Source organism: Pantoea sp., from assembly GCF_039594315.1.
In the GTDB taxonomy this organism is placed as follows: Bacteria; Pseudomonadota; Gammaproteobacteria; order Enterobacterales; family Enterobacteriaceae; genus Pantoea.
The window spans coordinates 16,796-39,879 of record NZ_JBCNNP010000006.1 but is presented as its reverse complement, the minus strand read 5'-3'; the positions used below and the strand labels follow the sequence as shown (position 1 = coordinate 39,879).

The following is a 23,084-nucleotide window of genomic DNA, read 5'->3' as shown; positions in this document are numbered from 1 at the left end:
ACTTGTGGGAGAAGGCTATGATGAGGGCCAGCGAGCACGATCAAAAAAGCGGCCTCTCAGCCGCTTTTTCCCAACGATCTCAGCACTTAACCGCGCACAGCGCGCCAGTAACCGATCAATCGCAGGTAATTGCCTTTCACCGTTTCAATCAGCGCATTGTCATCCAGTTCACCTTGCAGCCACTGGCGTGAAGGCTGACCGAAGATGGTGCGTCCAACGGCAAAACCTTTCACCCACGGCGCTTGTGCTGCCGCCGCGAAACCGGCTTTCAGCGTCTCTTCTGGCGCATCGAGTCCCAGCAACAAAATACCGCGGCAGTGCGGATCGTTCTGCTCGATCAACCCGCTAATCTTCTGCCAGCTCTCAGCCGACAGCGGCGGCAGTTTCCACCAGTCTGGCTGGATGCCCAAACTGTAGAAGTGGCTCAGCATGTCGTAATAGTAGGATTCATTACGATCCGGATTGCTCTCCGGCAAAATCAGTTCCAGCAGCAACTCATGCCCGCTTTTGTTACAGCCGTTCCACACATCCAGCACCAACTCATCTTGCTCTTTGCGCAGTTCAGCGCTGTCATGCGGATGGTAGAACACCAGACACTTCACCACATGCTCGGCAGGCCAATCGACCAGCTGTGAGCCGATGTTGCCATGCTCAAGGCGCAGCGGACGCGAACTTGGCAGCTCAATCGGGCGGCCAATCCACCAGTTTTTGCCGGTGATCGCGTTCAGCGCTTTCTGGCCATAAGTGGTATCCGCGAGGATGCCGCTTTTCTCATTCAGTCCGGCTTCATTGGCGGCTTCTTCCGCAGCGCGCAGCAACAGCAGTTTCAACTGTGGAATACGTTCTTCGCTCACACCGGCTTCACGCGCCATGTCGGCTAACTGTTTGCGATGGTCGAAAGCGAACACGTTGAGTTCCGGCCACTGTTGCTTGCGTGTGGTCACGCGATGCAGATGGTTGAGGCGATCATCGAGATCCGGGCGTTTCACCTGTTTGTCGCGACTGAGGAAATCATCTAACTCTTCTTTAGTTGGCATTGCGGGTGCGCAGCCGTGGCGGGAAACCACCAACGCGCCACAGGCATTGGCGTAACGACAAGCTTGTTCCCAGCTCTCATCGTTGAGCCAGCCGCGCAGCAAGCCAGACATAAAGGCATCGCCCGCGCCCAGCACGTTCAGCACTTCAACGCGCACGCCGCTCTGTAATTTGGTTTGCTCCCAGCTATCTGGGATCTCGCCCTCAAACACCACGCAACCCAGCGGACCGCGTTTGCATACCAGCGTGGCCTGGCTCGACTTGCGCACATTTTTCAGTGCAGTCAGCGTATCGGTGCTGCCGCCGGCGATATGGAACTCTTCTTCCGTTCCCACCACCAAATCGAAATAGTGCAGCACTTCCTGCAATTGTTGCGTCACTTCGCCGGACTCAATGAAACGCGTTTCACCGTCGCCGAGTGAGGTCAATCCCCACAATACCGGACGATAATCAATATCCAGCGCGGTGCGCAGGCCGTTGCGCTTCGCAATATCCAGCGCTTTCAGAACCGCTGCGCGGGTTTGCGGATGCGACAGGTGCGTGCCGGTTACCGCGACGGCGCGCGATGAAGTGATGAACTCTTCTTTGATATCTTCCGGCACCAGGCCCATATCGGCGCAGTTGTCGCGGTAGAAGATCAGCGGGAAGGTCTCTTCATCTTTAATGCCGAGAATCACCAAACCGGTCAGACGATGTTTATCGGTAATCAATCCGTCGGTGTTGCATCCCGCGCGTTGCAACTCTTCACGCAAGAAGCGGCCATTATGTTCGTCGCCTACGCGCGCCAGCATCGCCGATTTCAAACCCTGAATAGCCGTGCCATAGGCCACGTTGCCGCTCGATCCGCCCAGATATTTGTTGAAGCTGGTCATATCTTCCAGACGTGATCCAATTTGCTGACCGTAGAGGTCGACGGCGATGCGTCCGATACAAATCACATCAAGCCGCTTCTGTTGTGTACTCATACCTATTGTTTCCTTCTGTGATAAGCAGACACTGCGGGCGCTGCCGCCCAACATCGAGCGCTATGCTTCCGGGTTCTCAAGGTGCCTGATTGGCTTTGGTCGCAGTATGAGGAATAAAAATTCCAAATTCAATATGAAATGAAACATCCATCACGATTTTGTGAGCCAGGTAAAACTCTGGCAAGCGTGCAACAAACTGCATCTGACCGGCGGTTGTTCCAGTGAGATTCAGGCTTGTGAGCCAGCTCTCAGGAAAGCCGTGATAAATAAAGGAAGCTACTGAAGTGAAATGAAATTTCGTTATAGTGGCTGAATGACATTTCAATGTTCCACTTTTCCCCGACTTGCCGCTCTGCCAGCCCTTGTTTCAGCGCCGAATTTGATCTCCATCGCAAAATGAAATGTTTCTTCTGTAATCGTATTTAATGAAAAAAATATTTGTTTATAATCGCCTCACGTTTCACTTAATCCGCGGGCGCCGTGAGCGGCAGTTTTTACCCGAACCGCGTTGTACCTCACCACAGGTACCAGCATGTAAAGGAAGAAGCATATGGGCACAATCAGACTTACCACGGCGCAGGCGCTGGTGAAATTTCTTGATAACCAGTATCTGAACGTTGACGGCGTTGAAACCAAATTTGTGAAAGGCATTTTTGCCATTTTCGGCCACGGTAACGTGCTGGGATTGGGGCAGGCGCTGGAGCAAGACAGCGGCGATCTGGTGGTGCATCAGGGCCGTAATGAACAAGGTATGGCGCATGCGGCGATTGGTTTTGCTAAGCAGTCGCTGCGCCGTCAGATTATTGCTTGTACTTCTTCTGTTGGACCGGGCGCGGCCAATATGATCACCGCTGCGGCGACGGCCACCGCCAACCGTATTCCTTTGCTGCTGCTGCCCGGCGATGTGTTTGCCACGCGCCAACCCGATCCGGTATTGCAGCAGATCGAGCAGAGCCACGATCTCAGCATCAGCACCAACGATGCTTTCCGCGCCGTCAGCAAATATTGGGATCGCGTTAGCCGCCCAGAACAGCTGATGACCGCTTGCATTAATGCGTTGCGCGTATTGACCGATCCGGCAGAAACCGGCGCGGTGACCATCGCGCTGCCGCAGGATGTGCAGGGCGAAGCGTGGGATTTCCCGGAATATTTCTTCCAGAAACGTGTGCATCGTCTGGATCGCCGCCTGCCAACCGCCGCCCAGCTCGAAGATGCGCTGGCGCTGATTACGCGTAAGCACAAGCCATTGATCATCGTCGGTGGCGGGCTGAAATATTCGGATGCTGGCGCTGCGCTGCTGAAATTTGCCGAGCGCTTCAACATTCCGTTTGCTGAAACGCAGGCCGGCAAAGGCACCATCGTTTCTGACCATCCGCTGAATGTCGGCGGCGTGGGTGAAACCGGCTGTCTGGCGGCGAACCTGCTGGCGAAAGAGGCCGATCTGGTGATGGGTATCGGCACGCGTTACACCGACTTCACCACCGCGTCGAAATGGATTTTCCAGAATCCAGAGGTGAGCTATCTCAATCTCAACGTCAGTAACTTCGACAGCTACAAGCTGGATGCGGTGCAACTGCTAGCCGATGCGCGTGAAGGCTTAACCGCGTTGGAAAGCGGTCTGAAAGGTTTCGAAAACCATTGGGGCGGCCAGATTGAGCTGTCACAAAGCAAGCTGTTGAAAGAGACGCAGCGTGTGTATGCCGCGACCTATAACACTGACGATTTCATTCCAGAAATCGCCGACCACGCCGATCGTGAAGCGCTGTTTGCCGAATTCGAGCGCCTGACAAAATCGGTGCTGACGCAAAGCAGCGTGCTGGGCACCTTAAATGAGCAACTCCCAAAGGATGCGGTGATTGTGGCGGCCGCGGGCAGTCTGCCGGGCGATCTGCAACGCGTGTGGCGTACCAAAGATTACAACTCGTACCACGTTGAGTACGGCTACTCCTGCATGGGCTACGAAGTGAATGCCGCGTTGGGTGTGAAACTGGCGCAGCCACAGCGTGAAGTCTACGTCATGGTCGGCGACGGTTCGTTCATGATGCTGCACTCCGAGCTGGTCACTTCGATTCAGGAAGGCGCCAAAATCAATGTGGTGCTGTTGGACAACATGACCAACGGTTGCATCAACAACCTGCAAATGGAACACGGCATGGACAGCTTCACCACCGAGTTCCGCTTCCGTAATCCGGAAGGCGGCAAGTTGGATGGTGGCTTTGTGCCGGTCGATTTCGCGGCGATTGCCGGTGGCTACGGCTGCAAAACCTATCGCATTACTACGCTGGAGCAGTTAGAAGCGGCGTTGATTGATGCGCAGAAGCAGACGGTTTCGGTGCTATTCGACATCAAAGTGCTGCCAAAAACCATGGTGCACAAATACTTCAGTTGGTGGCATGTCGGCGTGGCGCAAACCTCGACGTCTGAACGCACCCAAGAAGTGGCCGACAACCTTAACGTGCATATCGAACAAGCACGTAAGTACTAAAACCTTTTTTAGGCCGGCGTTCGTCGGCCTTGCTTAACCCTTACTCTCCGACTCTACATCTACAGGTGTAACTATGACGCTCAAACTCGGTGTAATTGGTACCGGTGCAATTGGTCAGGAACACATTCGTCGCTGCAACAATGTTTTGCAGGGCGCGAAAGTGGTGGCGGTTTCTGATATCAACGTCGAAGGCGCACGTGCGGCGCTGCAACGCTTAAATATCACTGCCGAGGTTTATCAGGATGGTCATCAGGTAATCAACTCGCCAGAAGTCGATGCCGTGCTGGTGACCTCCTGGGATCCGACCCACGAAGAGTTCACGCTGGCGGCGATCGCGGCCGGCAAACCGGTGTTTTGTGAAAAGCCGCTGGCGATGAGCGCCGATGGCTGCCGCCGTATTGTCGATGCGGAAATTAAACACGGTAAGCGTTTGGTGCAGGTTGGCTTTATGCGCCCTTACGATTCCGGTTATCGCGCGCTAAAAAAAGTGATTACTGACGGGGAAATCGGCGCGCCGCTGATGTTGCACTGCGCGCACCGCAACCAGAGCGTCGGCGAAAATTACACCACTGACATGGCGATCACCAACACCCTGATTCACGAACTGGATGTACTGCGCTGGCTCACCGAAGACGATTACAAATCGGTGCAGGTGGTGTTCCCACGTTCTACCTCCAAGACCCACGCCAAGCTGAAAGATCCGCAAATCGTGCTGTTCGAAACGCAGAAAGGCATTCGTATTGACGTCGAGATCTTCGTTAACTGCGCCTACGGCTACGACATCCAATGTGAAGTGGTTGGCGAAGAGGGCATTGCGAAATTGCCTGAGCCTTCGGCGATTCAAACGCGCAAAAACGCGCGTCTGGGCGTGCCGCTGCTGACCGACTGGAAAGATCGTTTCATTGATGCTTACGACGTTGAGCTGCAAGCCTTTATTAACGATGCGACACGCGGCCAGCTGACCGGTCCTTCTGCCTGGGATGGTTTTGCTGCTTCGGTGGCGGCGGATGCTTGTCACAAAGCGCAGGAAAGTGGGGCGATTGAGCCGGTGACCATGCCGCCGCGTCCGGATTTCTACGCCAAATAACTGATGCCGTACACAAACTCTCTGGCGGCATTCGCGCCGCCTCTGTGAATCAGGGACAACAAGATGAACAAAGACAATGTAAAACTGGCGATTGCGCCAATCGGCTGGACCAACGATGACCTGCCAGAGCTGGGCAGCGAAAACACCTTCCAGCAAACGGTGAGCGAAATGGCGCTGGCCGGTTTTACCGGTAGTGAAGTCGGTGGCAAATATCCGCGCGATCCGGCGATTTTGAAACCGATGCTGGATATTCGCGGCATCGAGATTTGCAACGCATGGTTCAGCACCTTCTTCGCTAATGGCGACAAAGCAAAGACCATCGACGAATTTACCAATCATATGAACTTCCTGCACGCCATGGGCGCGCGCGTGATCGGTTGTTCCGAGCAGAGCAAAAGCATTCAAGGCACCACCTTGGCGGTCTTCGAGCAGAAGCCGATTTTCAGCGATGAAGAGTGGCGTTTAACCGCGGAAGGCTACAACGAGTTGGCAGAAATCGCGGCGAAGAAAGGCATGCGTTTGACCTTGCATCATCACATGGGGACCGGTATTCAGACGCCAGCCGAGATCGAACGCTTTATGGAATCGACCAATGAGAATGTCGGCCTGCTGTACGATACCGGCCACATTTACTACTCCGAAGGTTCGCAGCAGGCGATGTTGGATGTGCTGACCAAATATCTGCCGCGCATTTTCCACGTGCATCTGAAAGATGTGCGCGACAGCGTGGTGGCTGAAGTACGCGGGAAATCCCTTTCGTTCCTTGATGGCGTGAAGAAAGGTACCTTCACCGTGCCGGGCGACGGCGTGATCGATTTCAAACCGGTGTTCAAAATCCTCGACGACTACGGCTATAAAGGCTGGATGGTGGTGGAAGCGGAACAGGATCCGGCGCTGGCGAATCCGTTTGAGTATGCGGTGAAAGCGCGTAAGTACATCCGCGAGAACGCTGGGTTATGAGGACCAATTCGCGCAATAGATTGCGCCGCTACGATATGTGCACGCATTGGTAGCGGCGCGATTTATCGCGCGCCTTAAATAAAAAAGCCGTTATCCCATGCAGGATAACGGCTTTTATTTTGTTCGAATTACGACGCTAACGACAACGCTGGTTTCTGTGCGTTAACCGCCAGCCATTCGCGAATGCGTGCCTGCTCGGCTTCGCTCAGCCACATACCTTGTTTGGTACGACGCCAAATTGCATCATCCAACTCGCGCACCCATTCGTTTTTCACCAGGTAACGCAGCTCGGCTTCATAGAATTCATGACCGAAGTTCTCACCCAGATCATCAATGCTTTTCGCGCCTTCCAGCAGCACTTCAGTGCGGCTGCCGTAGGTACGCGCATAATGACGCGCCATGCCTTCGCTGATGAACGGATAGCGACGACGCAAACCTGCCGCGTAGTCGTCACGCGAACCAGAGAAATCACCGCCCGGCAGCACTGCACTTTTGGTCCAGGCTGGGCCGGCGTTCGGATAGTACTTCGCCAGTTTTTCCAGCGCATGCTCCGCCAGCTTACGATAAGTGGTCAGCTTGCCGCCGAACACTGACAGCAGCGGTGCCTGACCATTTTCATCATGCACATCCAGGGTGTAATCGCGGGTGATCGCCTGCGGCGAATCGGATTCGTCATCGCACAGCGGACGCACGCCAGAATACGTCCAGACAATGTCCTCTTTGCTCAGTTGCTGTTTGAAGTGTCCGTTGAACACTTTCAGCAAGTAGCTGATTTCATTATCATCGATCTTCACATCTTTCGGATCGCCTTTGTATTCCACGTCGGTGGTGCCGATGATAGAGAACTCATCCATCCACGGAATCACAAACACGATACGGTTATCTTCGTTTTGCAGGATGTACGCCTGCTTTTCGCGGTGAACGCGCGGCACCACAATGTGGCTGCCTTTGATCAGACGAATGCCGTACGGCGATTTCAGCTTCAGGCCATCGTCAAAGAACTCTTTTACCCACGGACCGGCGGCATTGACCAGACCTTTGGCGCGCCAGGTGAAGGTTTTGCCGGTATCGATATCTTCGGCTTCAACCATCCACAAACCGGCTTCACGCCAGGCGCGGGTAACGCGAGTGCGGGTGCGAACTTCGCCGCCTTGCTTCTCCACTTCCTGCGCGTTCAGCACCACCATGCGCGCATCATCGACCCAGCAGTCGGAATATTCGAAACCGCGCGTGATTTCAGGTTTGAGGGCCGATTCCGCGCCAAAACGCAGGCTTTTACTGCCCGGCAAAGTGGTGCGTTTGCCGAGGCGATCGTACATAAACAGGCCCATGCGGATCATCCACGCCGGACGCAGATGCGGGCGGTGCGGCAAACGGAAGCGCATCGGGAACGCGATGTGCGGCGCCATTTTCAGCAGCACTTCACGTTCTGCCAGGGCTTCGCCGACAAGGCGGAATTCGTAGTGTTCAAGGTAGCGCAGGCCACCGTGGATCAGCTTCGAGCTATTCGAGGAGGTTGCACAGGCCAAGTCCCGCGCCTCCAGCATCAGCACCGACAGTCCGCGTCCTGCAGCGTCCACTGCAATGCCGGCTCCGTTAATGCCGCCGCCGATCACGATCAGGTCTTTGGTTTCCACGTCATCTCCTCCGATGTTCGGAATAGTTCTAAAATGTTCGTTTTCGAGCGTAATAATAATCGGAAACCAACATCGATGCCAGCGGTTAACTGAATAAAAACATTTTTGCGTGATATAGCTAACATTCCGACAGGAAAAAAAACACATAACCTCAAAATCTGTCAGGTTATCGCGGCGGCTTATCAGGTTAAACTAGGCGCTAATTGTGACGAAGTAATGAGAGACACCATGGAAAACTTTGAGTGTATTAACGTCCTGCAGGCGCAAGAGCATCTGGCACAAGGTGCGCATCTGGTGGATATTCGCGATCCGCAGAGCTTTATGATGGGCCACGCGGCGGGCGCGCAGCATCTGACTAATGACAATCTGGCTGACTTCATCGCCAGCGCCGATCCGGCATTACCGGTGTTGGTGATGTGCTACCACGGTAACAGCAGCAAAGGCGCTGCGCAGTTCCTGCTGGGACAGGGATTCAACGCTGCGTACAGCATTGACGGCGGTTTCGACGCCTGGCGCGCAGCCTTTCCGGCGCAGGTAGCAACGGGCGAAGCCTAAGCCCGCATAAGGAAGGAGAAACCGCATGATGCGCATTACTCAGTTCAATAATCCCCGCATGGCGCAGGCGTTTGTCGATTACATGGCAACGCGCGGTGTGACGCTACGCATAGAGCGCGAAAGCCATTTCGTCATTATGCTGGATGATGAAAGTAAGCTGGAGATGGTCGAAAACGAACTCGCGCAGTTCGTGCGTGATCCTAACCATTCGCGTTATCAAGCCGCCAGCTGGCATAGCGGCAGTACCGAAAGTGGCTTGCGTTACGAGCGCACCAACATCTGGGCTAACATTCGTGAACGCGCAGGTCCGCTCACCATGACGATCATGATCGCCTGCATTGCAGTGTTTATCATGATGCAAATTGTGGGCGATGACGTGGCGCTGGATTGGATGGCGTGGCCAGCCGATTCTTCGCAATATTTCCAGGTGTGGCGCTGGTTTAGCCATGCGTTACTGCACTTCTCGCTGCTGCATATTCTGTTCAATTTGATGTGGTGGTGGTATCTCGGCGGTGCGGTGGAAAAGCGTCTCGGCAGCGGCAAGCTGTTTGTGATTATGCTCATTTCCGCGTTGTTGACCGGCTGGATGCAGGCCAAATTTAGCGGCGTGCTGTTTGGCGGTTTGTCCGGTGTGGTGTATGCATTGATGGGTTATTGCTGGCTGCGTGGCGAGCGCGATCCCGAAAGCGGCGTGTATCTGGAACGTGGACTGATCGGCTTTGCGGTGGTGTGGCTGGTGATTGGCTGGTACGGTGCGTTTGGTTTGTCGATTGCCAATGCAGCGCACGTCACTGGTTTGCTGGTGGGCTTAGCCATGGCATTTGTTGATACGCGCCACGTCGCGCGGCGTTAGCAGAAAAAATATAAAAGAGCGGCTTCGAGCCGAGGAGAGAGATGTGAAGCAGACGCAACGTCATGACGCCATTATCGATCTGGTCCGGCGTCAGGGATATGTCAGCACGGAAGAGCTGGTGGATCACTTTGAAGTCAGCCCGCAAACCATTCGGCGCGACCTGAACGATCTGGCCGATCAAAACAAAATTATGCGTCATCACGGCGGTGCGGCGCTGCCGTCCAGTTCTGAGAACACCGCGTGGCAGGATCGCAAAATGATGTGGTCGGCGGAGAAAGCGCGCATCGCGGAACGTGTTGCCAGCCAGATTCCGGATGGCGCGACGCTGTTTATTGATATCGGCACCACGCCGGAAGCGGTGGCGCATGCGCTGCTCAATCACAACAATCTGCGCGTGGTGACCAACAACCTCAACGTGGCGATTCTGTTGATGGCCAAGCCGGATTTCCGCGTGATTATCGCCGGCGGCGAAGTACGCACGCGCGATGGCGGCATCATGGGCGAAGCGACGCTGGATTTCATCTCACAGTTCCGCCTCGATTACGGCATTCTCGGTATCAGCGGCATTGATATGGACGGTTCGTTGCTGGAGTTCGATTATCACGAAGTGCGTACCAAGCGCGCGATAATTGAGAACTCGCGCTGTGTGATGCTGGTAGTCGATCACTCCAAATTTGGCCGCAATGCGATGGTCAATCTCGGCAATATGAGCCTGATTGACTACATGTATACCGATCAAAATCCGCCCGCCAGCGTGCTGAAAGTGATTGAACAGCACGAAGTTCACCTCGAACTCTGCTGATGCCGTAGCGGCGCAATTTATTGCGCGATAAATCGCGCCGCTACAAAAATCAGCACCGATTTTTTTCATTCCACCTTCATTTCTCTGTCGCTTTTTTCTTCGCCCCCAGCTTTACTTAGCATTCACATCTTGCGCTTGCCCCGGCTTTACCGTTAACGGACACGAAGGGATTGATATGTCGCAGCAAAAATTCAATAAAACACGTTTCGACGCCGCACTAACCCGACAATGGCAGCACCTTGGACTCAGCTCCGCGCAGCAAATGACGCCGCACCAATGGTGGCAAGCGTTGAGCAGCGTGCTGGCCGAAATGCTGGCCACCCAGCCTCCGGTGCCAGCAAAGCTAGGCCAGCGCCACGTCAATTATCTCTCAATGGAGTTTTTGATTGGCCGTCTGACCGGCAATAATCTGCTCAATCTGGGCTGGTACAACGAGGTGCAGGCCGCACTGGCTGAGCATCAGGTTGAATTAAGTGAGCTGCTGGAAGAGGAAATTGATCCAGCGCTGGGCAATGGTGGATTAGGGCGTTTAGCCGCTTGCTACATGGATTCGATGGCAACCGTCGGCCAGGCCGCGATGGGCCACGGCCTCAACTATCAATATGGCTTGTTCCGTCAGACGTTTGACGACGGTCATCAACATGAAGCGCCAGACGACTGGCAGCGCGATCGTTATCCGTGGTTCCGGCATAACGCGGCGCAAGATGTGCAGGTCGGCATCGGCGGCAAAGTGAAAGAGAATCATGATGGCAGCCTGTTGTGGCGACCGAAATTCCTGTTGCAAGGTGAAGCCTGGGATCTGCCGGTGGTCGGCTATCGCAATGGCATCACTTTGCCGCTGCGTTTGTGGAAAGCCAGCAGCGTGCAGCCGTTCGATCTCACCCTGTTTAACGACGGCAAATTCCTGCAAGCCGAGCAGCCGGGAATTGATGCCGACAAGCTGACTAAAGTGCTGTATCCCAATGATAATCATGCGGAAGGAAAACGCCTGCGCCTGATGCAGCAATATTTTCAGTGCGCTTGCGCGGTCGGCGACATTCTGCGTCGCCACCATTTAGCCGGGCGCAATATTCACAGCTTGCCCGATTTCGAAGTGATTCAGCTCAACGACACGCATCCCACCATCGCCATTCCGGAAATGCTGCGGCTGTTACTGGATGATCATCAGCTAAATTGGGATGAAGCGTGGCACATTACCAGCCGCACCTTTGCTTACACCAATCACACTTTGATGCCGGAAGCGCTGGAGCGCTGGGATGAGAAGCTGGTGCGCGATTTGCTGCCGCGCCACATGTTGATCATCCGCGAGATTAATCGTCGCTTGAAAAAGATGGTGAAGAAGCAATGGCCGGATGACAAAGCGCTGTGGCAAAAACTGGCGGTGGTGGCCGACGGCCAGGTGCGCATGGCGAATCTGTGCGTGGTGAGCTGCTTTGCGGTTAACGGCGTGGCAGCGCTGCACTCTGAGTTGGTGGTGAAAGATCTTTTCCCGGAATATCACCAACTGTGGCCGAACAAATTCCATAATGTCACCAACGGCATTACGCCGCGCCGCTGGCTGAAGCAGTGCAATCCGCTGCTCTCCACTTTGATTGATGACAGTTTGCAAGTGGAATGGGCCAACGATCTCGACGCGCTGGCGTGGCTGGCACCGTTCGCCAAAAAGAAAGCGTTTCGCCAGCAGTTCCGCACCATCAAACAGCAGAACAAGCTGCGGCTGACGGTATATATCAAACGCGTGACCGGCATCGATATCAATCCGGATGCGTTGTTCGACGTGCAGATCAAGCGCCTGCACGAATACAAACGTCAGCACCTCAGTTTGTTGCATATGCTGCACTGCTATCGCCAATTGCGCGATAACCCAGACAACCCCGATTTTGTGCCGCGCGTGTTTATCTTTGGTGCCAAAGCTGCGCCCGGTTATTACCTCGCGAAAAACATTATCTACGCCATCAACAAAGTGGCGGAGGTGATTAACAACGATCCCAAAGTCGGCGATCGCCTCAAAGTGGTGTTTATCCCCGATTACCGCATTACGGCGGCGGAGTTGATGATTCCCGCTGCGGATCTCTCCGAGCAGATTTCCACCGCGGGTTATGAAGCCTCCGGCACCGGCAATATGAAGCTGGCGCTGAACGGCGCGTTGACCATCGGCACGCTGGATGGCGCTAATGTGGAGATTGCCGAAGCGGTTGGCACCAAAAATATCTTTATCTTCGGCAACAGCGTTGATCAGGTTAAGGCGTTAAAAGCCGACGGCTACAGCCCGAAGAAACTGCGCAAACAGAATAAATATCTGGACGGTTTGCTTAAGGATTTAGAGAAGGGCAAGTTCAGCGCTGGCGACAAACAGGCGTTTGATCTGATGCTAGAAAGCCTGACGAAAAATGGCGATCCGTGGTTGGTGCTGGCCGATTTCGATGCCTATATCGCCGCGCAGCAGCAGGTGGAAGCACTGTGGAAAAATCCGGAAGCCTGGACGCGTGCCGCGATTTTGAATACCGCGCACACCGGACGTTTTAGTTCCGACCGCTCAATCCGTGATTATCAGCAGCGCATTTGGCAGGCGGCGCGCTAACGGGTTTGGTTTCAAGGAGACACCATGACGCTCAACAAGCTGGATCAGGCGGCGCAAGATGCCGGCATCGCGCTGCACTTTATCAATGCCAAAGGCGAGCCGGAAACACTCAGCGATGACACCAAACGCGCACTGTTGGCGGTGATGGAAACGCCAACCGGCAAAGCGCCGCCGCTGCCGCCGGTGCAGGTGTTCACGCTGCGCAGTAAACGCCAGCTCACGCCGCAAGGCAGCGGCACTTTTTCCTGGCAACTTGAAACCGAACAAGGCAAACAGCACAGCGGCGAAGTCGCAGGCGGCGAAACGCTGACGCTGCCGCCGCGGCTGGCGCAAGGTTATCACCAACTTACGCTGCGCAAAGGTCGCCAGCAGTGGCAAACGCGCATCATCATCGCGCCGCGTCGCTGCTATATCCCTGAATCCATCGAGCAGGGGAAAAAGTTGTGGGGCGCGCTGGTGCAACTCTACACGCTGCGATCGGAGGATAATTGGGGCATCGGCGACTTCGGCGATTTGGCGCAGTTGCTGGAGAAGATTGCCGATTACGGTGGCGATTTTGTCGGCCTCAATCCTCTGCATGCGCTGTATCCCGCGCAACCGGAAAATGCCAGCCCCTACAGCCCAACCTCGCGCCGCTGGCTTAACGTGCTGTATATCGACGTCAATCGGCTGGCGGATTTTCAGCAAAGTCACGCCGCTCAACGCTGGTGGGATAGCAGCAAAACGCGCAAGGCACTGGATCAAGCGCGCGCCGCTGAATTTGTTGATTACCGCGCGGTGGCGGAGTTGAAAATAACCGGGCTGCGTTTTGCCTGGCAACGCTTTCAATCCCGTGCAGATCAAGAGGCTGGCTTCCAGCAATTTCTTGCGGAAGGCGGCGATCACCTGCGTTATCAGGCGGCCTTCGACGGCATTCTGGCTGAGCGCAGCCAGAATAATCCTGAGGAGTGGGGCTGGCCAGCGTGGCCGGAAGGTTGGCGCAATGCTGCGTTACCTGATGTGCAGCAATGGTGCTCAGAACACGAAGACGAGATTCAGTTCTGGAGCTGGTTGCAATGGGTGGCGCAGGAGCAGTTTGCCGTCTGCTGGCAGATCAGCCAGCACCTCGGCATGACGGTGGGTTTGTACCGCGATTTGGCGGTCGGCGTGGCGCAGGGCAGTGCGGAAACCTGGCAAGATCCCACGTTGTACAAGCTGGGCGCCTCGGTTGGCGCGCCGCCGGATCGCCTCGGTCCACAAGGGCAAAATTGGGGATTACCGCCGCTTGATCCGCATGTGATGCGCGCGCGCGGTTATCAGCCGTTTATCGATCTGCTGCGCGCCAACATGCGCGACTGCGGCGCACTGCGCATCGATCACGTGATGGCGCTGCTGCGTTTATGGTGGATTCCGTATGGCGAAAGTGCGGATAAAGGCGCGTACGTGGCTTATCCAGTCAACGATCTGCTGGCGATCCTCGCGCTGGAGAGCCAGCGCCATCGCTGCATGGTGATCGGCGAAGATCTGGGTACCGTGCCGGTTGAGATTGTCAGTTTGCTGCGTAAAAGCGGCATTTTTTCCTGGAAGGTGTTGTTCTTCGAGCAGCATAAAGATGGCAGCTATCGTCAGCCGCAGGAGTATCCGCGTCAGTCGATTGCCAGCGCCAGCACGCATGACTTGCCGACGTTGGCGGGATTCTGGGACTCAGCAGATCTGTGGCTGGGTAAAGAATTGGCGTTGTATCCAGAGAGCGTTTGGCGGCCATTAATGGATCAGCGCTACGATCAGAAGCAAGCGCTATTAGATGCGCTGCATCAGATGCAAACACTGCCTGCGCGCCAAAGCACGGTTGCCAACCGGTTGTCCTTTTCATTCGTGTTGAATCGCGGCTTTCACCGCTATCTGGCACAAACCAACAGCGCGTTGGTGGGGTTGCAGCCGGAAGATTGGCTCGGCATGACATCGCCGGTAAATGTGCCGGGCACGGTAAATGAATATCCAAATTGGCGGCGCAAGTTAAGCGTTACGCTGGAAGAGATGTTTTATCGGGATGTGCCGCCACTGTTAAGAGCGGTGGATTTGTGGCGCAGGAAATAATGAACGCGCGGCAGCGTCGGGTCGCTGCCGCGGGCTGAATCAGTAGTAGGAGTGCTCGCCGCGCTGGTGCTCGGTCAAATCGCGCACGCCTTTCAGTTCCGGGAAGGCTGCCAGCAGCTCTTTCTCGATACCATCTTTCAAGGTTACGTCGATCATCGAACAACCGTTGCAGCCGCCACCAAATTGCAGAATGGCGATGCCGTCATCGGTGATTTCCATCAGCGATACGCGACCGCCGTGGCCCGCCAGCTGTGGGTTGATCTGCGCTTGCAGCAGATATTCCACACGTTCCACCATCGGCGCATCGTCAGAGACTTTACGCATTTTGGCGTTTGGCGCTTTCAGCGTCAGCTGTGAACCTAGGTTGTCAGTGACAAAGTCGATTTCCGCGTCATCAAGGTATGGCGCGCTCAGCTCATCAACATAAGCCGACAGTTTTTCGAACTTAAATTCGGTATCGGAGGCTTCTACTGCATCAGGTGGGCAGTATGAAACACCGCATTCTGCGGTTGGCGTACCCGGATTAATGACGAATACGCGAATCTGTGTGCCATCTTCTTGTTTGGACAGCAATTTTGAGAAGTGCTCTTGCGCAGCATCAGTAATAACGATCATGGCGATTGCTCAATAGTTGACTAAATTACTTGGTTATAATACGCCCAACGCCGACGCTCTACAAGGTACGGCACAGGCAACCAATGTGTACGCTGGCCGCGCCGTGCGCCAGCAAGATGCGGCTAATTTCAGCCACGGTACTTCCGGTGGTCACAACATCGTCGATAAGCAGGATGTGGCGTCCGCGTACCGGTATTTCAAGGCGGAACGCCCCGCGCAGGTTCTTTTTGCGCGCGCTGGCACTCAATGAATGCTGTACCGCGCCATGTCTTACCCGCTTTATCCCTTCGCGATATTCACAGCCCAGCCAGCGCGCCAATGGCTTTGCCAACAACGTCGCCTGGTTATAGCCGCGTTGCCATGCGCGCCGACGATGAAGCGGTACGCTCAGCACCAAATCTACACGTGGCAGCCGGTAATCACGACGATTTGTTAACAACTTTAACAAAAGTAGCCGTGCCAGCATCACTCTAAGTGCGGTTACGCGGGAAAACTTCAGCTGATGTACCCAATCACTCAGCGGCGGCAGATAATCGCTAACGCACGACAAACCGTGCCATGGCGGCGGCTGGCGCAGGCAACGTCCGCATGCTTGTAAGCGGCTGGCGGGCAAACCACAGATTGGGCACAGTTCTGGCAAACGCGGAATCTGTTGTACACAACGGCTGCATAAGCCGTGGCTGGCAATCTTCAGTGGCAAGCGACATAGCCAACACAGTGCCGGGATTGGTAGCATAGCGACCTCCTAATCACTTTTCCGGAGTTTAACCGATGAGTTCGCTTTACTGGCACAGCGTGGGTGAAGGCGATCGCGATCTTGTGCTGCTGCACGGCTGGGGTTTGAACGCCGAAGTGTGGCAAAACATTGTTCCGCGACTGAGCTCGCATTTTCGTCTGCACCTGGTGGATCTACCCGGCTTTGGCCGCAGCCAGGATTTTGGGCCGCTAACGTTAGCGGAGATGGCGCAACAGCTATTAGCGCAACTCCCTGAGCGTGCAGCGCTGCTTGGCTGGTCGTTGGGCGGATTGGTCGCCAGCCAACTGGCATTGTCCCATCCCGATCGCGTTGCGGCGTTGATCAGCGTGGCGTCGTCGCCGTGCTTTACCGAACGCGATGCGTGGCCGGGCATCAAGCCGGATACGCTACATAATTTCCAGCAGCAGCTGAGCAACGATTTCCAGCGCACCGTGGAGCGATTCCTGGCGCTGCAAACCATGGGCACGGAAAACGCCCGCCAGGATGCGCGCCAATTAAAAGACGTGGTGTTATCTCAGCCGATGCCGTCGGTTGCGGTGTTGCAAGGTGGACTGGAAATCCTGCGTGAAGTGGATCTGCGCCCGCAATTATCACAGCTGACGCCGCCGTTTTTACGTTTGTATGGCGCGCTGGATGGCTTAGTGCCCCGCCGCATTGCCGCACAGTTGGATGAGGTCTTGCCAGATTCACCGTCGATCGTAATGCCGAAAGCGGCACACGCGCCGTTTATCTCTCATCCCGAGGCATTTTGTCAGCACGTCATTGATTTCTGTACGGCAAAAATGCACTAAAAATGTCGTCTGGCTGGAAAATCTGTCACAACCCGCAATACTTTTCTCGTGAGCTGCGCCGCTTGCGAGGTGAATTGTTTTTCTCTCGTTCAATGTGTTGTGCGCCGCTGACATCTCAACAATGGATAATGTCATGAGGGGTATGGTATGAAGGCGATGAAATGGATTGTGGCTTCAATGGTGATGAGCGCGGTGTCTTTCTCGGCATTTGCGGCGAAAGAAGTCACTAAAGAAGAAGTGCAGAAGATGAATCTGGAGAAAATTGGGACTGTGACCACCACTGGTGAAGCAACGGCCCCAATGGACGCCAAACGCGAGCTTTCTAAAGCCGCAGATGAAAAAGGTGGTAAGTACTTCCTGGTGATTGCCGGTCGCGAGCATGGCAAGTTCAGCGCCACCGCGGATGTTTACAAATAATCAGCCGCGCAACCACATAAACTGCCACGCAGCCAGCGTAATTGGCTGGCTGCCATCCAACTTCTCCCCGCTAATCACATCCTGAACATGTCGCGCCAGCGGCAGTTGAGTCGTCACATCGTGGCTGCTGAGATTAAACACGCACAGCAATCCCTCTTCGCTATTCGGCTGATGACGGCGCAACACCAGCAAGGTGTTTTCGCTCTCCAGCAAGGTCATCAGATTATCGGGATGGAATGCGCTTTGCCGCGTGCGCAGTTGAATCAACGCGCTAAGGCGTTCAAAAACTTGCTGGCGCAGCGGATTGTCGCCGCTGATCCATTGCTCCATTTCATGCAGATCATACTTCTCGCGGTTGATGGCGCGGTTATGCCCGGCGGCGCGCACGCCTTCGTTATCGTTACGTGAACCGAGAATGCTTTGGATATAAATCGCCGGTACGCCGGGGAAGGAGAGCAGAATCGCGTGCGCCAGCAGAAAACGGCGCAGGCGTGTGTCATCGTCGTCGCTCTGATTATTCAGCGCATCAAAATAGGTAACGTTGATTTCATACGGGCTGGTGGTGCCATCCGCATTGTTCTTGTAAGAAACCAGCGCGCCTTCCAGAGCCAAATCGCGCACCAATGCGACAATTTCCACTTCCGATAAAATGCCGCGCGCTGGATTCAGTCCAATGCCGTCGTGCGACGCCAGAAAGTTGAAAAACGTGGTGGTGCCACCGCCCAAATCCAGCGTGCTGGCCCATTGGCGCAGCGCGCGTGCCGATCCCGAATGGATGGCGTGCAGTACCAGCGGCGGCAGCGAGAATTGATACACCATTTGCGCTTCATCTTTGCCATTACCGAAATAGCTGATGTTGTCTTTATGTGGCACGTTGGTTTCGGTGACGATCACCGTGCCGGGCGCCACTTCATTGGCGATAGCGCGGAACAGCTTCACCAACAGATGGGTTTTCGGCAGATGAATGCAGTTAGTGCCCGGCGTTTTCCACATGTAGCCGACCGCATCTAACCGCACGTAATCCGCGCCTTTAACCAGATAATCGAGCAGCACATCGACCATGCGGATCAGCACTTCGGGGTTAGCAAAATTGAGGTCAATTTGGTCAGCGCTGAAGGTGGTCCAGATATAGCGCGTTTCGCCGTCGGCCATCTCGAACGGCGTCAGCAGCGGCGAAGTGCGTGGTCGGGTTACCGCGCTGAGATCGGTGGCGGGCGGCATGCTGATAAAGAAATCATCCCAGCCGGGATCTTGCGCCAGAAAGTGGCGAAACCATTGGCTGTGCGCCGACATATGGTTGCAGACGAAATCGAACATCAAGCGCGTTTCGCTGTGCAGCGCGCTGATGTGCTGCCAGTCGCCGCAGATTGGATTGACCTGGTGATAGTCGATAACCGAGAAACCATCGTCGGATGAGTAGGGAAAGAATGGGAGCAAATGCACCAAACTGAAAGTGGATTGCAGATGCTGCTGATAAAAGCGAGAAAAGCTGGCGAGCGTTGGTTGATCGGGTTCACGGAACTGATCGGCGTAGGTTATCAGCACCACATCTTTCTCATCCCAATGTGCTTTGCGCGGCAGCTTCACCGTATCGCGCGCGGCACGAATGTGTGAAAGCAAACGCTCACGCGCCGGAACAGGAAAGCTGTCGGCGTAAATCTCATCAAGTAAGGCGGTGATAATGTCCATCAGATCGCTGGGCCACGCGGAAGGCTAATTTTCAAACAGATTTTTTTAGCGTAGACGCATGAAGCGATTTATCAACTTGATACGCGCGGAGACCATTGCATCTCCGCGCGTGATGACGGCAAGAACTTAGCGTTTTTTACCGAATGCTGCAGCGAGCGCATCGCCCATCGCGCTGTTGCCTGCTGCTGTGCTAGCTGGTTTGCCGCGCGCCTTGTTATTGGCTGCTGGGCGCGCGGTTTCTTTGCTGGCGCTGCGATTGCCGCGCGCATTGCTTTCACCTGGCTGCTCATCCAGACGCATGGTGAGTGCGATGCGTTTACGCTGCAAATCCACTTCCATCACTTTCACTTTGACGATATCGCCGGCTTTCACCACTTGATGAGGATCTTCGACGAATTTGTCTGAAAGTGAAGAAATGTGCACTAAACCATCCTGATGCACGCCGATATCGACGAAAGCACCGAAGTTGGTGACGTTGGTCACCGCACCTTCCAGCACCATGCCCGGCAGCAAATCGTTGAGGGTTTCTACGCCTTCGGCAAATTGCGCTGTTTTAAACTCAGGACGCGGATCGCGGCCCGGTTTTTCCAGCTCTTTGATGATGTCGGTGACGGTTGGCAGGCCAAAACGCTCGTCGGTAAATTCGCGCGCGTTGAGATCGCGCAAGCTGCCCGGATTGCCCATCAACTCATTCAGCGCCTGCTCGGTTGCGGCCAAAATACGCTCGACCAGCGGATACGCTTCCGGGTGCACGGTAGAGGCATCCAACGGGTTATCGCCCTGATTGATGCGCAAGAAACCTGCGCACTGTTCAAAGGCTTTCGGCCCCAGACGGCTCACTTTCAGCAGCTGTTGGCGATTCTGGAAACGGCCGTTTTCATCGCGCCAGCTAACAATGTTTTGCGCCATCATGCGGGTCAAGCCGGCAACACGCGTCAACAGCGCGACGGAAGCGGTATTGAGATCGACACCAACGGCGTTTACGCAGTCTTCAACTACCGCGTCGAGTTTCTTCGCCAATTGGCTTTGACTGACATCGTGCTGATATTGGCCGACGCCGATGGATTTCGGATCGATCTTCACCAGTTCGGCTAGTGGATCTTGCAGGCGACGTGCAATGGAAACTGCACCACGAATGGATACGTCGAGGTCCGGGAATTCCAGCGCCGCCAGCTCAGACGCCGAGTAAACCGATGCACCGGCTTCGCTAACAATCACTTTCTGCGCCTGGATCTGCGGGAACTGCTTCTGCACGTCGAGGAAGAAACGCTCGGTTTCGCGCGATGCGGTGCCGTTACCAATCGCCACCAGTTCAACCTGATGTTTAGCGCACAGCGCAGCAACCGCGGTGGCAGCTTTCGCCGCCTGACCGGTGTGCGGATAAATGGTGTCGAAGGCGACCAACTTGCCGGTGGAATCAACTACCGCGACTTTAACGCCGGTACGCAAGCCCGGATCAAGACCCATGGTGGCGCGCATGCCGGCTGGCGCGGCCATCAGCAGATCGTGCAGGTTACGTGCAAATACATTGATGGCTTCATCTTCGGCACGTTCACGAATGGTGCCCATCAATTCGGTTTCGAGGTGCAGCAGCACTTTGATGCGCCATGTCCAGCTCACCACCGCTTTACGCCAGCTATCGGCCGGCGCGTTGTTCAGACGCAGATTGAGGTGCTCGGCAATCAGCGTTTCGCCGTAGCTTTCACGCGGCGCTTCGTCGAACTGCGGATCGGCATTCAGCGACAGTTGCAGCACGCCTTCGTTGCGGCCACGGAACATCGCCAACGCACGGTGCGAAGGCACGCCGCTCAGCGCTTCGTGGTGATCGAAGTAGTCACGGAATTTCGCGCCTTCTTCCTCTTTACCTTCCACCACGCGCGCCACTACGTGCGCATTCTTCCACAGGTATTCGCGGACTTTTGCCAGCAGCGTGGCATCTTCGGCAAAACGTTCCATCAGGATATAGCGCGCGCCATCCAGTGCGGCGCGGGCGTCGGCGACACCTTTGTCGGCATCGACGTAGCCTGCGGCCAACTGCTCAGGATCTTGTGAAGCGTCCTCCCACAGCGTCTCCGCCAGCGGCTCAAGACCGGCTTCAATGGCGATCTGTCCGCGTGTGCGGCGCTTCTGCTTATACGGCAGATACAGGTCTTCCAGCTCGGTTTTGTTCAGCGTGCTATTAATGGCATCGGCGAGTTCTGGCGTCAGTTTGCCCTGTTCGTCGATGGATTTCAGAATCGACTGGCGGCGATCGTCCAACTCGCGCAGGTAGCCCAGGCGGCTCTCCAGCTGACGCAATTGGGTGTCGTCAAGTCCGCCGGTGACTTCCTTACGATAACGTGCGATGAACGGCACGGTGTTCCCTTCATCAAGTAGGCGAACGGCGGCATCAACCTGGTCGGCGCGTGCCTTCAGCTCACTTGCGATAATCTGGCTCAGTGAATCTTTCATCATCAGTAAAAATGCTTAATCAGGGTTAGAAATAGGGGACAGTTATACGGGCTGAGGGCGAAAATTGCCAGCCGCAGGCCAGTGAATCCGTCTTTTTCTGAATGCAGCGCGCACATCGTTGGCTGCTTCTTGCTGATGGCGGAAGCGTCGCTTATTGTTAGCCTCTTTGACCTTGAACAATTGCTAGTGACGCCATGAAAACCCAACTGATTACCCGCGAAGGCTACAACAAGCTGCGCGCTGAACACGACCATTTGTGGAACGAAAAGCGTCCGGAAATCACCAAGATTGTCTCCTGGGCCGCCAGCCTCGGCGACCGTTCCGAAAACGCCGATTACACCTACAACAAACGTCTGCTGCGGCAGATTGATCGCCGCGTGCGCTATCTGCGCAAATGCCTCGCCGATCTAAAAATTGTTGATTACGCGCCGCAGCAAGAAGGCAAAGTGTTTTTCGGCGCGTGGGTGCAGGTGGAAAATGAGCAAGGCGAAGTGAAGCGCTTTCGTATCGTGGGTCCGGATGAAATTTATGGTGAGACGATGAAAGAGTACATCTCGATCGATTCGCCGATGGCGCGCGCGCTGATTAAGAAAGAAGTGGATGACGAAGTGCTGGTGAACACGCCAGAAGGGCAAAAGCTGTGGTTCGTGAACAGCATTGAGTACGTGAAAGCATCTGAATCAGAGTAAAAAGAGGCGGAGAATAATGGCCTGGGTAAGCAAGCCGGGGCGCTACTTATTCTCCGGTGGCGAAAAGGGCTGGCAGTAAAGAGGGGAGAAGCGCCGCAGCCTTGCCGCGCATCAACGAATCAATTATTTGCCCGGTGTCGTCGCCGTAGTGGTTGAGGTGCCGTTGCCTTTGTCGCCGCCGCCCATCGTCGCTAAAGCCACGCCGAGCAGTGCGCCAACAGCACCTACGCCGATGGCGTCGGAGTTACCTTTCGCGGTGGTCGATGCTTGCGCACCGGCCGCTTCGCCCGCGCTGGTGGCCGCCTGAACCTGAGTGATGCTGGCCAGTACCAGTGCGCTCAGCAGAATTACGGTTTTTTTCATCTTTCTTTCTCCACATGAACTCAATTAAAGCAGGTACGAATGCAGTGTCGGAGATTGCGTCGTGGGAAGAAAGGGGAGATTACTGATTGATTTGTAGGAATAAAATTACTGCTGGTCCTGTTTCTTCCTAATCAGGAAAATTTCCGAAAACAGATGCGCGGTACAGCGATAAAACGCCAGATTTTATGCTGACTTAATGGCAATGTGGCGCGCTTCCCTATCCTCTATTTAGGCGTGATGGCGTGGAGAGCCGCTCGGACGGCGCAATTTTGTGTC

The 23,084-nt window shown here is 55.1% G+C and carries 18 protein-coding genes; 11 read left to right on the top strand and 7 right to left on the bottom strand.

Annotation, left to right across the window (positions count from 1 at the left end; genetic code table 11):
• Positions 1 to 86 precede the first annotated feature (86 nt).
• Complete coding sequence (gene iolC / locus ABDW13_RS06290; protein WP_343551616.1) at positions 87 to 2,000, bottom strand: 5-dehydro-2-deoxygluconokinase; 1,914 nt, start codon at positions 1,998 to 2,000, stop codon at positions 87 to 89.
• Positions 2,001 to 2,550: 550 nt separating this feature from the next.
• Here iolC and iolD point away from each other — a divergent pair.
• From iolD to iolE, 3 genes are all read left to right on the top strand, one after another.
• Complete coding sequence (gene iolD / locus ABDW13_RS06285; RefSeq protein WP_343551615.1) at positions 2,551 to 4,485, top strand: 3D-(3,5/4)-trihydroxycyclohexane-1,2-dione acylhydrolase (decyclizing); 1,935 nt, start codon at positions 2,551 to 2,553, stop codon at positions 4,483 to 4,485.
• 73 nt (positions 4,486 to 4,558) lie between these two features.
• Positions 4,559 to 5,572 carry a Gfo/Idh/MocA family oxidoreductase gene (locus tag ABDW13_RS06280; RefSeq protein ID WP_343551614.1) on the top strand — a complete coding sequence of 338 codons (1,014 nt, stop codon included), beginning with the start codon at positions 4,559 to 4,561 and terminating at the stop codon, positions 5,570 to 5,572.
• A gap of 63 nt (positions 5,573 to 5,635) precedes the next feature.
• Positions 5,636 to 6,532, top strand: coding sequence for a myo-inosose-2 dehydratase (iolE, locus tag ABDW13_RS06275; RefSeq protein ID WP_343551613.1), 897 nt, complete (start codon positions 5,636 to 5,638; stop codon positions 6,530 to 6,532).
• 128 nt (positions 6,533 to 6,660) lie between these two features.
• Here iolE and glpD read toward each other — a convergent pair whose 3' ends face one another.
• Positions 6,661 to 8,169, bottom strand: coding sequence for a glycerol-3-phosphate dehydrogenase (glpD, locus tag ABDW13_RS06270; RefSeq protein ID WP_343551612.1), 1,509 nt, complete (start codon positions 8,167 to 8,169; stop codon positions 6,661 to 6,663).
• A gap of 228 nt (positions 8,170 to 8,397) precedes the next feature.
• Between glpD and glpE the strand changes: the two genes are divergently transcribed.
• The 5 genes from glpE to malQ all read left to right on the top strand — a co-directional run bounded on the left by glpE (position 8,398) and on the right by malQ (position 15,036).
• Positions 8,398 to 8,724, top strand: coding sequence for a thiosulfate sulfurtransferase GlpE (gene glpE / locus ABDW13_RS06265; RefSeq protein WP_343551611.1), 327 nt, complete (start codon positions 8,398 to 8,400; stop codon positions 8,722 to 8,724).
• A 28-nt stretch (positions 8,725 to 8,752) separates the two neighbouring features.
• Positions 8,753 to 9,577 carry a rhomboid family intramembrane serine protease GlpG gene (gene glpG / locus ABDW13_RS06260; protein WP_343551741.1) on the top strand — a complete coding sequence of 275 codons (825 nt, stop codon included), beginning with the start codon at positions 8,753 to 8,755 and terminating at the stop codon, positions 9,575 to 9,577.
• Between the two features lie 43 nt (positions 9,578 to 9,620).
• Positions 9,621 to 10,379 carry a DeoR/GlpR family transcriptional regulator gene (locus ABDW13_RS06255; protein WP_343551609.1) on the top strand — a complete coding sequence of 253 codons (759 nt, stop codon included), beginning with the start codon at positions 9,621 to 9,623 and terminating at the stop codon, positions 10,377 to 10,379.
• 175 nt (positions 10,380 to 10,554) lie between these two features.
• Positions 10,555 to 12,960: a maltodextrin phosphorylase gene (gene malP / locus ABDW13_RS06250; RefSeq protein WP_343551608.1), complete on the top strand. Its 2,406-nt coding sequence runs from the start codon at positions 10,555 to 10,557 to the stop codon at positions 12,958 to 12,960.
• Between the two features lie 24 nt (positions 12,961 to 12,984).
• Complete coding sequence (gene malQ / locus ABDW13_RS06245; protein WP_343551607.1) at positions 12,985 to 15,036, top strand: 4-alpha-glucanotransferase; 2,052 nt, start codon at positions 12,985 to 12,987, stop codon at positions 15,034 to 15,036.
• A gap of 39 nt (positions 15,037 to 15,075) precedes the next feature.
• On the opposite strand, the gene nfuA is transcribed toward malQ, so the two are convergent.
• Both nfuA and gntX read right to left on the bottom strand, forming a co-directional pair.
• Positions 15,076 to 15,651, bottom strand: a complete 576-nt coding sequence (gene nfuA / locus ABDW13_RS06240) for a Fe-S biogenesis protein NfuA (RefSeq protein WP_343551606.1) — start codon at positions 15,649 to 15,651, stop codon at positions 15,076 to 15,078.
• 58 nt (positions 15,652 to 15,709) lie between these two features.
• Positions 15,710 to 16,387 carry a DNA utilization protein GntX gene (gene gntX, locus ABDW13_RS06235; protein ID WP_343551605.1) on the bottom strand — a complete coding sequence of 226 codons (678 nt, stop codon included), beginning with the start codon at positions 16,385 to 16,387 and terminating at the stop codon, positions 15,710 to 15,712.
• Between the two features lie 35 nt (positions 16,388 to 16,422).
• Here gntX and bioH point away from each other — a divergent pair, with 35 nt between their 5' ends.
• Positions 16,423 to 17,199, top strand: coding sequence for a pimeloyl-ACP methyl ester esterase BioH (bioH, locus tag ABDW13_RS06230; protein ID WP_343551604.1), 777 nt, complete (start codon positions 16,423 to 16,425; stop codon positions 17,197 to 17,199).
• Positions 17,200 to 17,346: 147 nt separating this feature from the next.
• Positions 17,347 to 17,616: a DUF1471 domain-containing protein gene (locus ABDW13_RS06225; protein WP_343551603.1), complete on the top strand. Its 270-nt coding sequence runs from the start codon at positions 17,347 to 17,349 to the stop codon at positions 17,614 to 17,616.
• Here ABDW13_RS06225 and ABDW13_RS06220 read toward each other — a convergent pair whose 3' ends face one another.
• Together ABDW13_RS06220 and ABDW13_RS06215 are read right to left on the bottom strand one after the other, a co-directional pair.
• Positions 17,617 to 19,305, bottom strand: coding sequence for an alpha-amylase family glycosyl hydrolase (locus tag ABDW13_RS06220; RefSeq protein WP_343551602.1), 1,689 nt, complete (start codon positions 19,303 to 19,305; stop codon positions 17,617 to 17,619).
• 126 nt (positions 19,306 to 19,431) lie between these two features.
• Entirely contained in the window at positions 19,432 to 21,759 is a 2,328-nt protein-coding gene (locus ABDW13_RS06215; protein ID WP_343551601.1) for a Tex family protein, read from the bottom strand.
• Between the two features lie 191 nt (positions 21,760 to 21,950).
• Between ABDW13_RS06215 and greB the strand changes: the two genes are divergently transcribed.
• The gene (greB, locus tag ABDW13_RS06210) at positions 21,951 to 22,445 is read left to right on the top strand and encodes a transcription elongation factor GreB (protein WP_343551600.1); all 495 of its coding nucleotides are present in this window, start codon (positions 21,951 to 21,953) and stop codon (positions 22,443 to 22,445) included.
• Between the two features lie 123 nt (positions 22,446 to 22,568).
• Here the strand turns inward: greB and yjbE are convergent, their stop codons facing one another.
• Positions 22,569 to 22,808, bottom strand: coding sequence for an exopolysaccharide production protein YjbE (yjbE, locus tag ABDW13_RS06205; RefSeq protein ID WP_343551599.1), 240 nt, complete (start codon positions 22,806 to 22,808; stop codon positions 22,569 to 22,571).
• Between the last annotated feature and the right edge of the window lie 276 nt (positions 22,809 to 23,084).

Bases quoted from the DNA above. Each gene is read 5' to 3' on its own strand.
- iolC (WP_343551616.1), bottom strand. From the start codon at position 2,000: ATGAGTACACAACAGAAGCGGCTTGATGTGATTTGTATCGGACGCATC.
- iolD (WP_343551615.1), top strand. From the start codon at position 2,551: ATGGGCACAATCAGACTTACCACGGCGCAGGCGCTGGTGAAATTTCTT.
- ABDW13_RS06280 (WP_343551614.1), top strand. From the start codon at position 4,559: ATGACGCTCAAACTCGGTGTAATTGGTACCGGTGCAATTGGTCAGGAA.
- iolE (WP_343551613.1), top strand. From the start codon at position 5,636: ATGAACAAAGACAATGTAAAACTGGCGATTGCGCCAATCGGCTGGACC.
- glpE (WP_343551611.1), top strand. From the start codon at position 8,398: ATGGAAAACTTTGAGTGTATTAACGTCCTGCAGGCGCAAGAGCATCTG.
- glpG (WP_343551741.1), top strand. From the start codon at position 8,753: ATGCGCATTACTCAGTTCAATAATCCCCGCATGGCGCAGGCGTTTGTC.
- malP (WP_343551608.1), top strand. From the start codon at position 10,555: ATGTCGCAGCAAAAATTCAATAAAACACGTTTCGACGCCGCACTAACC.
- malQ (WP_343551607.1), top strand. From the start codon at position 12,985: ATGACGCTCAACAAGCTGGATCAGGCGGCGCAAGATGCCGGCATCGCG.
- nfuA (WP_343551606.1), bottom strand. From the start codon at position 15,651: ATGATCGTTATTACTGATGCTGCGCAAGAGCACTTCTCAAAATTGCTG.
- gntX (WP_343551605.1), bottom strand. From the start codon at position 16,387: ATGCTACCAATCCCGGCACTGTGTTGGCTATGTCGCTTGCCACTGAAG.
- bioH (WP_343551604.1), top strand. From the start codon at position 16,423: ATGAGTTCGCTTTACTGGCACAGCGTGGGTGAAGGCGATCGCGATCTT.
- ABDW13_RS06225 (WP_343551603.1), top strand. From the start codon at position 17,347: ATGAAGGCGATGAAATGGATTGTGGCTTCAATGGTGATGAGCGCGGTG.
- ABDW13_RS06220 (WP_343551602.1), bottom strand. From the start codon at position 19,305: ATGGACATTATCACCGCCTTACTTGATGAGATTTACGCCGACAGCTTT.
- ABDW13_RS06215 (WP_343551601.1), bottom strand. From the start codon at position 21,759: ATGATGAAAGATTCACTGAGCCAGATTATCGCAAGTGAGCTGAAGGCA.
- greB (WP_343551600.1), top strand. From the start codon at position 21,951: ATGAAAACCCAACTGATTACCCGCGAAGGCTACAACAAGCTGCGCGCT.
- yjbE (WP_343551599.1), bottom strand. From the start codon at position 22,808: ATGAAAAAAACCGTAATTCTGCTGAGCGCACTGGTACTGGCCAGCATC.